The following is a 14551-nucleotide window of genomic DNA, read 5'->3' on the forward strand; positions in this document are numbered from 1 at the left end:
CGCCCTTACTTGCCCGTTGATGCGGTGCGCGAGCGCAGCGCAGTCGCCAACCCCACGGTCAGCACCACCGCCAGCCCCACGGCGAGCAGGAAGGTCAGAGCGATACCCAGGTGCGGCAGCAGCGCGCCGAGGCTCAGGTAGAAGGCAATCACCCCGACGGCACCGATGGCGTTGCCGCGGATCATCCCGGCCATGGAGAAACGCCCACCCTGGACATGGGAGAACACCACCAGTGGCCAGGCGATCACCGGAATCGGCGCGAGCATGCCGCTGACGGCAGGCCCCAGCCAGCTCGCCGCGCCTGTGGTGAGCATCAGCAGACTAGTTGCAGCGACCATGCGCATGGGGATTTCCCACCAGCGCGGCCTGATCTGCGCAAGCTGCGCCGGGCGTGGCTCGCGGGCCGTGGCCCAGACCAGCAGCACCACCAGGCACAGGGCGACAACGATCGAAACCGGCAGATTGCCCCAATGGGTCAGTACATAGGCTGCCACGCCGTACAGCGCGAGCGACACCAATGCCGTGAGCGCCACGCCAAGCCTGCGGCTGGCGAACAGGTAGCAGGCATAGCTGGCCTGGACCGCTGCCAGCCCGCCGAGTGCGCCCGGTATGGCGTTCAGGGAGAAGGCGGTGCCTTGTTCCAAGCACAGGAAGATCATGACCAGCGCCGAGGTGATCGGCATGCCGGAGAGCAAGCCGCCGAGCAGCCCTCCCCAGCGCCGCGAGGCCAGGGAGACAGCCCACATCAGAAGGGGAGTGACAACGAGCTTGAGGTAGAAGAGCGTCATGACGGCAAGCGGTCCGTTTGTTCTTGTCTGGCCGCAGGGCTGAGCCTGCGGCCGCGACATTGTCGATCATCCTCTGCGTCAATGACACCGCTTTGTTTCAGCGACTGGCGTCGAGCACTACCCGGTAGCGCGCCTTGCCGCTGCGCAGATGGTCGATCGCCGCGTTGACCTGGCTCATCGCGAACTGTTCGACCTGGGGCACGATCTGGTGGCGTGCACAGAACTCGAGCATTTTCGCCATCGCCGCCGGGGAGCCGACCGGCGAGGCAGAAAGGCTCTTCTGCTGGAGCATGAGGTTGAACACGTGCACCGGGATAGCCCCGGGTACCACACCGACGAAGTTCACCCGACCTCGGGTACCGAGGGTGCCGATCATGGCGGTCCAGTCCAGGTCGGCATTGGCAGTCACCAGAAGGAAATCGAGGGTGCCAGCAATGGCTTTGAGCGCCTGGCTGTCGGTGGAGGCCACCACCTTGTGCGCACCCAGGCGCCGGGCTTCATCCTGCTTGCTCAAGGATGAGGTGAACGCGGTCACCTCGCAGCCCCAGGCATTGAGAAACTTCAGCGCCAGGTGCCCCAGCCCGCCGATGCCGACCACCCCGACGCGATCGGTGGGTTTGACGCCGAATGACAGCAGTGGGTTGAACACCGTCGAACCGGCACAGAACAGGGGACCGACAAGGGCAGGGTCGAGGCCGTCCGGCAGCGGGATGGCCCACGCCCAGTGCGCGCGCAGGCGGTCGGCGAAACCGCCGTTGCTGCCTATGATCGTCGGTCGGGCCGAACCACACAGGTTGTGCGAGCCCTCCATGCACGGCGCGCAGTGCATGCAACTGCCTTTGTACCAACCGATCCCGACCCGCTGGCCAACCTGCAGCCCGGTCACCCGATCGCCGACCTGCTCGATGCGCCCGACCACCTCGTGGCCCGGAATGAACGGGTACTGGGTCAGCCCCCACTCGTTGTCGATCATCGACTGGTCGGAATGGCAGACGCCGCAGTACTCGACAGCGACTTGTACCTCGTCAGCGGCCAGCGGGCCGGGATCATAGCTGTGCCGCTGCAGCGGCGCTCCCGGCGCGGTGGCGGCCCAGCCGCTGAATGACGTGGTTTGGGTGGGATTGCTCATGGGACACCTCCAGAGACTTGGCGAGTGTTACGAAGCCTGGGAAGTGTAGACCGCCCCTGATGCCGCGAGAGTGGCTATGAGCTACTATCCGCCCCCATCGCCTTTTTGCCCCATGCCCCGCCCAGGAGAGTAGCCATGTCACGGGACCTGACAGACAACGAGCAACTGAAACGGATCTGCGAGGATCTGCTGGCAAACGTCGCCTCGACACAAGGCAATCAGCAATGGGTCGACAACGTGCTAAGCGGGATGAACGACATCGCGAACATGAGCCGCGAGGCGTTCATCGACCCTGCGTTTCAGCTCAGCCTGTGGGAGAGCGAGGCGGTCACTACGACTGGGTCGGGCAGCGTGAAATGAACGTACTGCAGGGTGGTTCGCTATAGATTATTGGTTATAACGATTCGCCGACTGCGGGTTGCCACAGTGGCGTCTTCGGGTTCAAAGGCGCTTCTATTCCGACAGGCTGGCATACGCTTCCGAGCACCATGCGCGTGAGCATCTGCACCAGTGCCTGCCCCTTGGCATCTTCCACCGGCCAGTTCACTTGCCCAGCTGCGGCACGGTGGCAAAGCGCACGTGGGCCAGGATCGTCGACCAGATGAACAGCAGCAGATGCTCCGGTGCAGTGCGTTCGATCAGCCCTTGATCCATCCAGCCCTGCAGGCACCTCATGGCCGCTTTCAGCCAGGCTGCAGGTTGGGTTCCACAGGGCGGAACCACATTCGATTGTCGGCGTCGCGCCGTCGGGTTTATCTGACAGCAAGTGCGGCCTGCCTCTCGTGCCGCAATCCCCGAGCGAATAACAAAAGCGGGACTGCAACCCGCGCGAGGAGATGCCGATGAACCCATCCAAGCACCCGCACATCCTGGCCTGGCTCGCCGACGTTGCCGGCGAACTTCATGCACTGCGCCAGGATATCCACGCCCACCCGGAACTGGGCTTCGAGGAAAACCGCACCTCGGCACTGGTCGCCCAGGCCCTGCGCGAGTGGGGTTACGAGGTCCACACCGGGATCGGCCGCACCGGCGTGGTCGCTGTGCTGCGCAACGGCAGCAGCACGCGCCGCCTGGGGCTGCGCGCCGACATGGATGCGCTGCCGATCGTCGAGGCCACGGGCGCGGCCTACAGCAGCCGACACCCAGGCTGTATGCATGCCTGCGGACACGACGGTCATACCGTGATGCTGCTCGGCGCTGCTCGCTACCTGGCGGCGACCCGACGCTTCGACGGCACCCTGACGCTGATCTTTCAGCCCGCCGAGGAGGGGCAGGGCGGGGCCGAGGCGATGCTCGCCGATGGCCTGCTGGAGCGTTTCCCCTGCGATGCGCTGTTCGGCATGCACAACATGCCGGGGCTGGCCGCCGGGCACCTGGGCTTTCGCGAAGGACCGATGATGGCTTCCCAGGACCTGCTGACCGTCATCCTGGAGGGCGTCGGTGGTCATGGTTCGATGCCGCACCTGACAGTCGACCCGTTGGTTGCTGCCGCCAGTGTGGTGATGGCGCTGCAGACCGTGGTGGCGCGCAACATCGATGCCCAGGAGGCGGCAGTGGTTACCGTCGGTGCGCTGCAGGCTGGCGAGGCGGCCAATGTCATTCCACAGCAGGCCCTGTTGCGCTTGAGCCTGCGTGCGCTCGACGCCGAGGTCAGGCGCCTGACCCTGGAGCGCGTACAGGCGATCATCCGCGCCCAGGCCAAGAGCTTTGGCTGCAGCGTGAGCATCGAACACCGCCCGGCTTATCCGGTGCTGATCAACCATGCCGCCGAAAACGCCTTCGCCCGCCAGGTCGGCATCGAGCTGCTCGGGGAGGCCGCCGTCGATGGCAATACCCGCAAGCTGATGGGCAGCGAGGACTTCGCCTGGATGCTGCAACGCTGCCCCGGCGCCTACCTGTTCATCGGCAACGGCGTGGATCGGCCGATGGTGCACAACCCCGCCTACGACTTCAACGACGACATCCTGCTGACCGGGGCCGCCTACTGGAGCGCGCTCACCGAACGCTGGCTCGCCCCGGCCTGAACGCTTCTTCATTGACTGCCGCTGGAGCCCACATCCCTGCGGGCGTTCCTCACATCTGGTTTCTGGAGAATTTCCCATGCACGCTACGAATGCAGGCGCATCGCGCACCCGGCAAGTGGTCGCCGCCGTCATCGGCAATGCGCTGGAATGGTATGACTTCATCGTGTACGGCTTTCTGGCCAGCATCGTCGCTCGTCAGTTCTTTCCCTCCGACGATGACTACGCCTCGCTGCTGATGGCCCTGGCGACCTTCGGCGTCGGATTCTTCATGCGCCCGGTGGGCGGCGTATTGCTGGGTATCTACGCCGACCGCAAGGGGCGCAAGGCGGCCATGCAACTGATCATTCGCCTGATGACCCTGTCCATCGCGATGATCGCCTTCGCCCCCAACTACCTGGCCATCGGCATGGGCGCGCCCTTGCTGATCGTGGTCGCGCGCATGCTGCAGGGCTTCGCCACGGGCGGTGAGTATGCCAGTGCCACGGCATTTCTGGTGGAGAGCGCGCCGGCGCACCGCAAGGGGCTGTACGGCTCCTGGCAACTGGTCGGGCAATGCCTGGCGGTTTTCACCGGGGCGTCGATGGTCGCGCTGGTCACCCACCTGTGTTCAGCCGAGGCGCTGGACGCCTGGGGCTGGCGGATTCCTTTCGTGTTCGGCTTGCTGATCGGCCCGGTGGGGCTGTGGATTCGCAAGCACATGCAGGAGCCCGAGGAGTTTCTCGAGGCGCGCAAACAAGCCAAGGACCAGGCCCCAAGCCTGTGGCAGGTGCTGCGTACGCATCGCCGGGCGCTGTTGGTGTCCATGGGCCTGGCCAGCGGCGCGACCGTTTCCTTCTATGTGGTGCTGGTGAACATGCCGACTTTCGCCCACAAGAGCCTGGGGCTGCCACTGGACCAGGTGCTGCTGGTGCAGATGCTCGCGGTGGGCCTGATGACGGTGGTGATTCCGTTCTCCGGCGCGCTGTCCGACCGTATCGGCCGCAGGCCGGTGCTGATGGCCTTCACCCTGGGCTTTTTCCTGATGGTCTACCCGCTGCACCTGTGGGTCGCCGCAGCACCGTCGGTCGAGCGTCTGCTGGTGATGCAACTGGCGCTGTGCAGCATGATCGGTGGTTTCTATGGGCCGGCACCCACGGCGCTGGCCGAGCAGTTCCCCATCGCAGTCCGCTCAACGGGGGTGTCGGTGGCGTATAACGTGGCAGTAATGCTGTTCGGCGGCTTCGCGCCGCTGATCGTCACCTGGCTGACCAAGGTCTTGAACACGCCCGTTGCGCCGTCGTTCTACGTGCTGTTCGCCTGCGTGGTGACACTGCTGGGCACCTATTGTCTGAAAGAAGCCGTGCGGCCACGCGCGCCTGCCGTCCTCGAACTTGGAGTAAAACCGTGAAACCGCTAGATCTCGACCCTGTCGTCGCGCTGGATGCCAGCGACCTGTCCCGGGCGATCCATGCTCGCCAGGTGTCCTGCCGCGAGGTGATGCAGGCCTACCTTGCGCACATCGAGCGGGTCAATCCGCAGGTCAACGCTCTGGTGTCGCTGCGTCCGGCACAGCAACTGCTCAGGGAGGCCGACGCACGCGACCGCGAGCTCGACCGCGGCCAGTCTCGCGGCTGGATGCACGGCATGCCCCAGGCCATCAAGGACCTGGCCGCCACGGCTGACCTGCGCACCACCTTGGGCTCGCCGCTGTTCGCCGAGCAGGTGCCGCAGCAGGACGCCATCAGCGTGGCGCGGGTTCGGCACAACGGCGCGATCATCCTCGGCAAGAGCAACGTGCCGGAATTCGGCCTCGGCTCGCAGACCTACAACACGCTGTTCGGCACCACCACCAACGCCTACGACCCCAGCCGGGTGGCCGGCGGCAGCAGCGGCGGGGCCGCTGCGGCACTGGCCATGCGCCTGCTGCCCGTGGCCGATGGCAGCGACATGATGGGCTCGTTGCGCAACCCGGCGGCGTTCAACAATGTGTTTGGCCTGCGCCCGTCCCAGGGCCGCGTGCCGCACGGTCCGGCGCCGGAGATGTTCGTCCAGCAACTCGCCACCGAGGGCCCGATGGGGCGCAGCGTCACCGACCTGGCCCGGCTGCTGTCGGTACAAGCGGGCTTCGATGCGCGGGTGCCGCTGTCCATCAACGATGGCATGCAGGATTTCGCTGCGGACCTGCGACAGGACTTCACCGATGTGCGGGTCGGCTGGTTGGGCGACTACAACGGTTACCTGCCCATGGACGATGCCGTGCTGAGCCTGTGCGAAACCGCATTGAGCGACTTCGAGAACCTGGGGTGCAAGGTCGAGGCCTGTCAGCCGGACTACCCGCTGGAGCGCCTCTGGCAATGCTGGCTGACCCATCGCCACTTTCTGGTGCACGGCAACCTCGCAGCGGCCTACGCCGACCCGAGTCGGCGCGCATTGCTCAAGCCGGAGGCGCAGTGGGAGGTCGAGGGCGGCCTGCAACTGAGCGCCGCTGCACTCTACCAGGCGTCGCTGGCGCGCAGCGACTGGTACCGGGCGATGGCAGGGCTGTTCGAGCGTTACGACTTCCTGCTGCTGCCCTCGGCCCAGGTGTTTCCTTTCGACGCGCAGCAACCTTGGCCGCAGGTCGTTGGTGGGCGGGCGATGGACACCTATCACCGCTGGATGGAGGTGGTGATCGGCCCGACCCTGGCCGGGTTGCCGAGTATCAGCGTTCCGGTCGGTTTCAATGCACAGGGCCTGCCGATGGGGATGCAGATCATCGGCCCGGCCCAGGCCGATCAGGCGGTGCTGCGCCTGGCCTATGCCCACGAGCAGCTGACCCGCTGGGTCGAGCGCTACCCGCCGCCGAGCCTGCTGGCGCGCTGAAGCCCTTGCAGGCGCATATCTTGCTGGGCAATGTGACGATCCTGGTGCAGACACGGAGGCGAACATGAGCGGCAATGGAGACGGCGGTGGCGTGCGATCGGTTGAGCGGGCGTTGACGATCATCGAATTGCTGGGTGAGCACCAGGCCCTTGGGCTGGAGGAGCTGCACTACCTGACGGCGTTACCCAAGGCCACAGTATCGCGCATGCTCGCCACCTTGCAGGAGCAGGGCTGGACCTACCGGGGCCTGAGCGACCGCCGCTACCGTCTGCGCGCGCGGCGCCTGTTCGGCGACGGCCAGTTGCGGTTCAAGCGGCAGATGGTCGAAAGCGCCGCGCCCCTGTTGCTGGAGCTCAGCGAGCGCACCGGGTTGGTGGCCGACTTGTCATGCTTCGACGGCCAGCGCCTGGAAGTGATGGAGAGCGCGATTCCCCAGGTGTTGCGCAAGCGCTACCCGAACAACTGCCAGATCGTCGGCCACCACGCCAGCCTGTTCCACTCGGCGATGGGGCGCGCCTGCCTGGGCGAGCTGGAGCAGCATGAGGTCGAGCGCCTGGCCGAGCATGCGCACCTGGGGGACGACACACTGCTGCGCGGCATCGAGGACGAGACACAGCAAGGTTTTGCCCGGCGCACGGAAGGTTACTGGGAGTATCCGGTGCGGCTACCGTTCCTGATCCGCGCCATCGCCTTGCCGGTCCACACGCAAGGACGGCTGGCGGGGAGCATCGCCTTGCACTGGCCACTGGACCAGGCACCGGTAGAGCGGGTGCTGGGGCTGCACCTGGAGAGCCTGGCGAGAACCGTTGACCAGGTGCAGCAAACGCTGGCCTGAGCGATTTTCCGCATCGCGTTGAAAGTGTTATCGGGCGGCGCGGCTGTTTGCCGGCCATCGCCCCGGCAATACTGTGCGCAACTCAAACGTGTTGGAGATGTGACGATGGGTGCGCAGGTAACGAACAATCCGCTGGTATCGATTGCAGTGCTCAAGGCCCGCGAGGGCAGGGCGCTGGCACTGAAGCAGGCGTTGCTGGAACTGATTGAACCGACCCGCGCGGAGCCGGGCAATCTGGACTATGTGCTGTTCGAGGGCAAGGATGAGCCAGGGACGTTCTACATGCGCGAGGCGTTCGTCGACCAGGCCGCGCTCGATGCGCATTTCGCCGCACCGTATTTCCAGCGGTTTGCGGCGCAGAGCGAAATGCTGTTGGGCGAGCCGCTGCGCTTGATCTTTCTGGAGCAGGTTTCTGATCGTTGAAAAAGACACCGCGCTGCCTGGCACGGGCTACGCCCGTGTTCGCGGGACCAGTCGGGGCGCCGAACCGCCGCCCCCACAGGGATTGGGCTGACCTTTAGATTTTGAACAAGAAAGTTACCCCTACAAGAGCTCCGCAACTTCTGAATACTGCGGTGTTACCTGTGGGAGCGGGCTAGTCCCGCGATCACCGGCGAAGCCGGTGCCTTCCACCGCGGTGTTCTTTACGCGGGCACGTCGGGGCGGCGAACCGCCGCCCTCCAGCTCAGCCGATCACTCCCACTCTGCCTTGCCGATCGCCAGCCCGTGCATGCCGTTGTAGCTGGCGCGCTTGGGCTGCGTCCAGCCCTCCAGCAGGCTGTCGTCGAGCTTGTAGATCTCCACTCCCAGTGGCCGGCAGACCGACAGCGGGTCCTGTGCCTCAGGCCCCCACATCGGCAATGAGAGGTCGCCGCCCGGGCAGGTCGACAGCGCACACAGCACATCGATTTCGGCGAAGAACTCCAGGTAATCACCCTGCTTGGCCGGGCAGGCCTTCATGAAGTACATGTCGTCATGGTTCAGGCCGGTGCACTGGAAGATGTTCAGCACATCGTGCACGTCGAACTCGGTCAGCCCATGGGGCAGCACAGCGCGGGTGAGGTTGGAGTGGCAGTGGTGATGGAAGTCCTCGCCGGTGAGCATCTTGTTCACGTAGGGGTCGCAACGGGTGCCGAGCAGGTCGTGCAGGCGTCCGCCGTGTTCGTCGATGCCGTAGTCGGCCAGGCTGTCGTCGGTGATGGTTACCAGCGGGCGCAGGAATGGCAGGTTCGACCACAGTCGGTCGTAGGTGGTGACGTGGGCACCCTGCAACTGGCGGGTACGGGCCGCCCACAGGCGCTCACGCGGGTCGTTGGCGTTCCAGATGTTGAAGTCGCCGACCTGCGGGCCGACCGGGGTGGTGACGCGGAACACATGGCCCGCCGGCACCTTCCAGGCGCGGCCGGTGCGGATCGGCACTTCGAACTGCTCGATCAGCGTGCGTGCATCCTGGCGCTCGCGCACGCGGTCATAGAAAGGCTTGTCGACCTGCAGGGCAGCGCCTTTGCTGACCTGGTAGGCGGCGGGATAATCCTTGTACATGGGTAGGTCTCCGGTTTCAGGAACGGGGTGGATGGCTGAACAGGTCGAGCAGGGCGTGCTCGGAGTCGTCCAGGTAACGGGTCATGGCTTCGGCGGCATCGTGACGCAAGCCGTCGGCGAGCAGGTCGTGGATCTCTCGGTCGCGCTCCAGCCAAGGGCTCTGGAAGTTCTTTTCATCGGGCGCAACGGCGAACACCAGACGCATCTGCGCAGCGATATTGGTGAAGAAGGCATCCAGCAGCGGACTGCGCAGCAGGCCGACGATGTGCTGGTGAAAGCGCAGGCTGTGGGTGCCGAAGGCCTGCCAGTCTTCACGATCACGGGCAAGTTCGGCCGCCTCGATGGCGTCGAGCATGCGGTCGGACTGGTATTCGCGCAGCGGCTTGCTGCCGTGGATCGCCTGCACCTCAAGTGTGCGGCGCACCAGAAAGATATCGCGCACCTCGGCGACACCCAGCCTGCGCACCATCACACCCTTGTTGCGCACGTAGGTGGTCAGGCCTTCGTGACCCAACTGGTGCAGGGCCTCGCGTACGGTGTTGCGCGAAGCGTTATAGCGGCCGGTGAGCTCCGCCTCGACCAGCGGCATGCCTGAGACCAGGCGGCCGCCGATGATGTCCTCGCGCAGTTCGAGGGCCACCTGGTCGGCCAGGGGCAGGCTTTCGCCGGTCTTTTCCGGGACTTTGCTGCTCATGCCAGTTGCACGTCCTTGAGGAAGCGGCCCATACGCTCGCTGCGGTTGTCGAGCAACTCGCGCGGCGCACCGGCCTGGATGATCTCTCCGCGCTCCATGAACACCACGCGGTCGGAGACCTGGAAGGCGAATTTCATTTCATGGGTGACGATGACCATGGTCATGCCCTCGCGGGCGAGGTCCTCGATCACCTTGAGCACATCGCCGACCAGTTCCGGATCGAGCGCCGAGGTCGGCTCGTCGAACAGCATCACCTGCGGGCGCATGGCCAGTGCCCGGGCGATCGCCACCCTTTGCTGCTGGCCGCCGGAGAGCTGGTGCGGGTACTTGCCGGCATGCTCGCGCAGGCCCACCTTGCTCAGCAGCGCCAAGCCCAAGGCGTGCAGGTCGGTGTCGCTGGCATGGCCATGGTGACGTGGGGCGAGTATCACGTTCTCCAGCACCGTCTTGTGCGGGAACAGGTTGAAACCCTGGAACACCATGCCGACCTGGACGATGCCCTCCATGTGCAAGCGATTGCCGAGGCTGCCGCCGTCTTCTTCACGCCCGCGCAGGAACGGCGCGCCGCACAGCTCGACCTGGCCACGATCCAGGCCCTCCAGGCCGTTCAGGGTACGGATCAGCGTAGTCTTGCCCGACCCCGAAGGCCCGATGATCGACACTACTTCGCCGAAGCGGATGTCCAGGTCGATGCCCTTGAGTACTTCCAGCTGACCATAGTGCTTGCGCGCGCCGAATACCCGTAGGGCGAAGTCGCCCTGCCTGGGTGTGGTCTCGCGCCGGGCAGGCGCCGGTTGCGCCGGGCCATCGGCGATGGCCTTGGGCTGGCGCCGGGTGACGTCAAGGTGCTGCTCCAGGCGACGTAGCAGGTAACTGAACACCGTGACGATCAGCACATAGTAGAAGGCGACCGCGAGCATGGTCTCCATTACCAGGAAGTTCTGCGTGTACAGCTGCTGGCCGACCAGCAGGATCTCCGACAGCGAAATCACCGACACCAGCGAGGTCAGCTTGACGATGGTGATGTACTCGTTGGCCAGGGTCGGCAATGCCACCCGCAACGCCTGTGGAATCACGATCAGGCGCTGCACACCGGTGTAGCGGATACCCAGCGCCTTGCCGGCCTCGAGTTGCCCCTTGGCCACTGCCAGCAGGCCGCCGCGATGAATCTCGGCGATATAGGCCGATTCGCTCAGCACCAAGGCGATCAGGCCGGCGGCGTAGGGGTTGGACAGCAGCACGCTGGTACTCGGGAAGACCTGGGGCAGGTTGTAGACGAAGATCAGCAGCACCAGCAGCGGCAGGCTGCGGAAGAACCAGATGTACAGTGCCGCGCCGCGGTTCAGGGTGCGGTTGCTCGACTGCCGCGCCAGCGCCAGGACAAAGCCGAAGACGATGCCCAGCAGCCAGGTCTCGACGCTCAACTCCACCACGGTGCCGACTGCCTTCCAGAAGTCGCCGTTGACCAGCAGGCCGGCGGCATAATCCCAATCGAATTGCATGCTCGACGCTCCTGCTTACTGCGCTTTCGCTTGAGGATTCTGGCCCAGGGCCTGGGCCACTTCGGCAGGGCTGGGCTCGCCGAGGTTGTAGCGAGTCAACAGCGTCTGGTACTCGCCACTGTGCTTCATGGCCTCGAAGCCCTGGCGCAGTTCACCGAGCAGTGCATCGTTGCCCTTGCGCACGGCAAGGCCAATGACCACCGGGTAGATCAGCTCGTGGGAACTGATCACCACTCGGCCCTTGAGCTTGTCGGCGGTGATGGCCGCCACTGCGGCGTCTTCGAACTGCACATCGACCGCCTTGGCCAGCAGGGCCTGGGCCGCCTCCGGTGAGGTGGGGAATTCGCGCGAGTCGATCGGCGCCTGGCCGTTGGCCTCGCAGTGGCTTTTTGACAGCGCCATCAGCTTGGGAATCCACGACCCACCCTTGATCGAACCAATGCGCTTGCCGCACAGGTCCTGGGGCGCTTGCGGGCGGAAACTGTCATCGGCACGCACCATCAGCGAGGCACCGCTCTTGAGGTAGGGCAGGAAATCGACCTGCGCCGCGCGCTCAGGGGTGACGTAAAGGGCCGAGGCGACCACATCGAAGCGTCGAGCGTTGACCCCCATCACCAGGTTGGCGAAGCGGGTGTCCTGGAACTGGGGGGCGAGCTTGAGATGCTGGCCGAGCAGGGTCATGAACTCGGGATCGAAGCCAGCAGGCTTGCCCTGGTCGAGGTATGTGTAGGGAGGGTAGGTGAGATCCGAGCCGATGGACAGGCGATCGGACTGCAAGGTGCCGTCGGCGGCCTGTGCGGCGGCACTGAGGGTCAGGGCGAGGGTGAGGGCTGTTGCTCGGGACATGAAGGACGCTCCACTTATGATTGTTCAACAATCGTTGTGGAGTCATTAATCAATAGTCGTGCCAATATCTGCCTGGCATCAAGTCAGAGGATTGGGGCAGTGCCCGCGAAAGGAGCACCGCAACCCTCACTGACACCCCCCCTCTACGTAGTTCTACGTAGTACTTACGCGTAGTACTGCGAATGTTCTTGTGGACCCAGTACGCCGAGAGTGTCGTCGTCCCTACCCGGGCACCCACAAAAACAAAAACCGTCGCCGGCACACCCGTCGCGACAGGAGAAATCCCGATGACCAAACTGGCTACCCGAATTGCCTGGTTCGCCATTGCCTTGCTGGGCGCATTCGCGCTGGGCACCGTGGCGTTGCGCAGGGGCGAAGCCATCAGCGCCCTGTGGATCGTCACCGCAGCCGTCGCCATCTACCTCGTTGCCTACCGCTACTACAGCCTGTTCATCGCCAACAAGGTGATGCAACTGGACTCCACCCGCGCCACCCCGGCCGTGCTGCACAACGACGGGCTGGACTACGTACCGACCAACAAGCACATCCTTTTCGGCCATCACTTTGCCGCCATCGCTGGCGCCGGCCCACTGGTCGGCCCGGTGCTCGCCGCGCAGATGGGTTACCTGCCCGGTACGCTCTGGCTGATTGCCGGGGTAGTGCTGGCCGGGGCCGTGCAGGACTTCATGGTCCTGTTCATCTCCACCCGCCGCAATGGCCGCTCCCTGGGCGACCTGGTACGCGAGGAAATGGGCTCGATCCCCGGAACCATCGCGCTGTTCGGCACGTTCCTGATCATGATCATCATCCTTGCGGTGCTGTCGCTGATCGTGGTCAAGGCCCTGGCCGAGAGCCCGTGGGGCATGTTCACGGTGATGGCGACCATCCCGATCGCCATGTTCATGGGCGTGTACCTGCGCTACCTGCGCCCGGGTCGTATCGGCGAGATCTCGGTGATCGGCGTGGCACTGATGCTTGCCTCTATCTGGGGCGGCGGCATGGTTGCCGCGGATCCAGTGTGGGGCCCAGCGTTCACCTTCACCGGCGTGCAGATCACCTGGATGTTGATCGGCTATGGTTTCGTCGCCGCTGTGCTGCCGATCTGGCTGATTCTGGCGCCACGCGACTACCTCTCGACCTTTCTCAAGATCGGCACCATCGTGGCGCTGGCCATCGGTATCCTGGTGATCGCGCCTGAGCTCAAGATGCCGGCCATCACCCAATTCGTCGACGGCACAGGCCCCGTGTGGAAGGGGGCGCTGTTCCCGTTCCTGTTCATCACCATCGCCTGTGGTGCAGTGTCCGGCTTCCATGCGCTGATCAGCTCCGGCACCACGCCCAAGCTGCTGGCCAACGAAAGCCATGCCCGCTACATCGGCTACGGCGCCATGCTGATGGAGTCGTTCGTGGCGATCATGGCCATGGTTGCCGCCTCGGTCATCGAGCCGGGCGTGTACTTCGCCATGAACAGCCCGGCCGCGGTGGTCGGCGGTGATGTGGTCACGGTGGCGCAGACGGTCAGCAACTGGGGCTTCACCATCACCCCGGAAATCCTCCAGCAGACCGCCACCGACATCGGCGAGCACTCGATCCTGGCCCGTGCCGGTGGTGCGCCGACGCTGGCGGTGGGGATCGCGCAGATCCTGCACCAGGCGCTGCCGGGTGAGAACACCATGGCGTTCTGGTACCACTTCGCGATCCTGTTCGAGGCGTTGTTCATCCTGACCGCCGTGGATGCCGGCACCCGAGCCGGGCGTTTCATGCTCCAGGACCTGCTGGGCAACTTCGTGCCGGCACTGAAAAAGACCGACTCCTGGACCGCCAACCTGGTGGCCACCGCTGGCTGCGTGGCGATGTGGGGCTGGTTGCTGTACCAGGGGGTGATCGATCCACTGGGCGGCATCAACACCTTGTGGCCGCTGTTTGGCATCTCCAACCAGATGCTGGCCGGCATCGCCCTGATGCTCGCGTCGGTGGTGCTGATCCGCATGAAGCGCCAGCAGTATGTCTGGGTCACCTTGCTGCCTGCCGTATGGCTGCTGATCTGCACCACCACCGCGGGCCTGATCAAGCTGTTCGACCCCAACCCGGGCATGGGCTTCCTGGCGCTGGCGCGCAAGTACAGCGATGCCGCAGCAGCCGGGCAGGTGCTGGCACCGGCCAAGGATCTGGCACAGATGCAGCACGTGATCTTCAACGCCTACACCAACGCCGTGCTGACCGGGTTGTTCCTGTTCGTGGTGCTGAGCATCCTGTGCTTTGCCGTGAAGGTCGGCAGAGGCGCCTGGGTCAAGCCTGAGCGCAGCGACAAGGAGTCGCCGTTCCAGCCGATCCCCGACGCCTGAGGAAC

Annotated in this window: 14 protein-coding genes and 1 pseudogene; 7 read left to right on the plus strand and 8 right to left on the minus strand. The window is 64.9% G+C overall.

The window, feature by feature from the left end; genetic code table 11:
* Positions 1-5: 5 nt before the first annotated feature.
* Both AC2CGW_RS07995 and ahr read right to left on the minus strand, forming a co-directional pair.
* Complete coding sequence (locus AC2CGW_RS07995; RefSeq protein WP_186664632.1) at positions 6-788, minus strand: hypothetical protein; 783 nt, start codon at positions 786-788, stop codon at positions 6-8.
* Positions 789-885: 97 nt separating this feature from the next.
* On the minus strand, positions 886-1917 hold the full coding sequence (gene ahr / locus AC2CGW_RS08000; protein WP_186709186.1) for an NADPH-dependent aldehyde reductase Ahr: 1032 nt from the start codon (positions 1915-1917) through the stop codon (positions 886-888).
* A 135-nt stretch (positions 1918-2052) separates the two neighbouring features.
* Here ahr and AC2CGW_RS08005 point away from each other — a divergent pair, with 135 nt between their 5' ends.
* Entirely contained in the window at positions 2053-2277 is a 225-nt protein-coding gene (locus AC2CGW_RS08005) for a hypothetical protein (protein ID WP_186709187.1), read from the plus strand.
* A gap of 183 nt (positions 2278-2460) precedes the next feature.
* Here the strand turns inward: AC2CGW_RS08005 and AC2CGW_RS08010 are convergent, their stop codons facing one another.
* Positions 2461-2592, minus strand: a complete 132-nt coding sequence (locus AC2CGW_RS08010) for a TetR family transcriptional regulator C-terminal domain-containing protein (protein ID WP_186664640.1) — start codon at positions 2590-2592, stop codon at positions 2461-2463.
* A 167-nt stretch (positions 2593-2759) separates the two neighbouring features.
* Here AC2CGW_RS08010 and AC2CGW_RS08015 point away from each other — a divergent pair, with 167 nt between their 5' ends.
* The 5 genes from AC2CGW_RS08015 to AC2CGW_RS08035 all read left to right on the plus strand — a co-directional run bounded on the left by AC2CGW_RS08015 (position 2760) and on the right by AC2CGW_RS08035 (position 8040).
* Complete coding sequence (locus AC2CGW_RS08015; RefSeq protein WP_238348320.1) at positions 2760-3941, plus strand: M20 aminoacylase family protein; 1182 nt, start codon at positions 2760-2762, stop codon at positions 3939-3941.
* A 76-nt stretch (positions 3942-4017) separates the two neighbouring features.
* Positions 4018-5328, plus strand: a complete 1311-nt coding sequence (locus AC2CGW_RS08020; protein WP_484573815.1) for a citrate-proton symporter — start codon at positions 4018-4020, stop codon at positions 5326-5328.
* Positions 5325-6782, plus strand: a complete 1458-nt coding sequence (locus AC2CGW_RS08025; protein ID WP_484573816.1) for an amidase — start codon at positions 5325-5327, stop codon at positions 6780-6782. The genes AC2CGW_RS08020 and AC2CGW_RS08025 overlap by 4 nt, the downstream gene beginning before the upstream one ends.
* A 64-nt stretch (positions 6783-6846) precedes the next feature.
* Complete coding sequence (locus AC2CGW_RS08030; protein WP_186709191.1) at positions 6847-7617, plus strand: helix-turn-helix domain-containing protein; 771 nt, start codon at positions 6847-6849, stop codon at positions 7615-7617.
* 105 nt (positions 7618-7722) lie between these two features.
* A complete protein-coding gene (locus tag AC2CGW_RS08035; RefSeq protein ID WP_054891418.1) occupies positions 7723-8040 on the plus strand; it encodes a putative quinol monooxygenase in 318 nt (105 codons plus the stop codon).
* 270 nt (positions 8041-8310) lie between these two features.
* Here the strand turns inward: AC2CGW_RS08035 and AC2CGW_RS08040 are convergent, their stop codons facing one another.
* From AC2CGW_RS08040 to AC2CGW_RS08060, 5 genes and pseudogenes are all read right to left on the minus strand, one after another.
* Entirely contained in the window at positions 8311-9159 is an 849-nt protein-coding gene (locus tag AC2CGW_RS08040) for an urea carboxylase-associated family protein (RefSeq protein WP_186709193.1), read from the minus strand.
* A 16-nt stretch (positions 9160-9175) separates the two neighbouring features.
* Positions 9176-9853 (minus strand): GntR family transcriptional regulator, encoded by a 678-nt coding sequence (locus AC2CGW_RS08045; RefSeq protein ID WP_186709200.1) that lies wholly within the window; start codon positions 9851-9853, stop codon positions 9176-9178.
* Positions 9850-10563, minus strand: coding sequence for an amino acid ABC transporter ATP-binding protein (locus AC2CGW_RS08050; protein ID WP_484574009.1), 714 nt, complete (start codon positions 10561-10563; stop codon positions 9850-9852). Before AC2CGW_RS08050 ends, AC2CGW_RS08045 begins: the two co-directional genes overlap by 4 nt.
* A gap of 144 nt (positions 10564-10707) precedes the next feature.
* Positions 10708-11355, minus strand: a pseudogene (locus tag AC2CGW_RS08055) (amino acid ABC transporter permease); the annotation flags it as partial.
* Between the two features lie 15 nt (positions 11356-11370).
* Entirely contained in the window at positions 11371-12201 is an 831-nt protein-coding gene (locus AC2CGW_RS08060; protein WP_186719376.1) for a transporter substrate-binding domain-containing protein, read from the minus strand.
* 287 nt (positions 12202-12488) lie between these two features.
* Between AC2CGW_RS08060 and AC2CGW_RS08065 the strand changes: the two genes are divergently transcribed.
* Entirely contained in the window at positions 12489-14546 is a 2058-nt protein-coding gene (locus tag AC2CGW_RS08065) for a carbon starvation CstA family protein (protein WP_484573817.1), read from the plus strand.
* Positions 14547-14551 lie beyond the last annotated feature (5 nt).

This window comes from Pseudomonas sp. SYWMCR5, from assembly GCF_057197165.1.

Coding starts and splice junctions, on each gene's coding strand:
- AC2CGW_RS07995 (WP_186664632.1), bottom strand. CDS start 788: ATGACGCTCTTCTACCTCAAGCTCGTTGTCACTCCCCTTCTGATGTGG.
- ahr (WP_186709186.1), bottom strand. CDS start 1,917: ATGAGCAATCCCACCCAAACCACGTCATTCAGCGGCTGGGCCGCCACC.
- AC2CGW_RS08005 (WP_186709187.1), top strand. CDS start 2,053: ATGTCACGGGACCTGACAGACAACGAGCAACTGAAACGGATCTGCGAG.
- AC2CGW_RS08010 (WP_186664640.1), bottom strand. CDS start 2,592: ATGAGGTGCCTGCAGGGCTGGATGGATCAAGGGCTGATCGAACGCACT.
- AC2CGW_RS08015 (WP_238348320.1), top strand. CDS start 2,760: ATGAACCCATCCAAGCACCCGCACATCCTGGCCTGGCTCGCCGACGTT.
- AC2CGW_RS08020 (WP_484573815.1), top strand. CDS start 4,018: ATGCACGCTACGAATGCAGGCGCATCGCGCACCCGGCAAGTGGTCGCC.
- AC2CGW_RS08030 (WP_186709191.1), top strand. CDS start 6,847: ATGAGCGGCAATGGAGACGGCGGTGGCGTGCGATCGGTTGAGCGGGCG.
- AC2CGW_RS08035 (WP_054891418.1), top strand. CDS start 7,723: ATGGGTGCGCAGGTAACGAACAATCCGCTGGTATCGATTGCAGTGCTC.
- AC2CGW_RS08040 (WP_186709193.1), bottom strand. CDS start 9,159: ATGTACAAGGATTATCCCGCCGCCTACCAGGTCAGCAAAGGCGCTGCC.
- AC2CGW_RS08045 (WP_186709200.1), bottom strand. CDS start 9,853: ATGAGCAGCAAAGTCCCGGAAAAGACCGGCGAAAGCCTGCCCCTGGCC.
- AC2CGW_RS08060 (WP_186719376.1), bottom strand. CDS start 12,201: ATGTCCCGAGCAACAGCCCTCACCCTCGCCCTGACCCTCAGTGCCGCC.
- AC2CGW_RS08065 (WP_484573817.1), top strand. CDS start 12,489: ATGACCAAACTGGCTACCCGAATTGCCTGGTTCGCCATTGCCTTGCTG.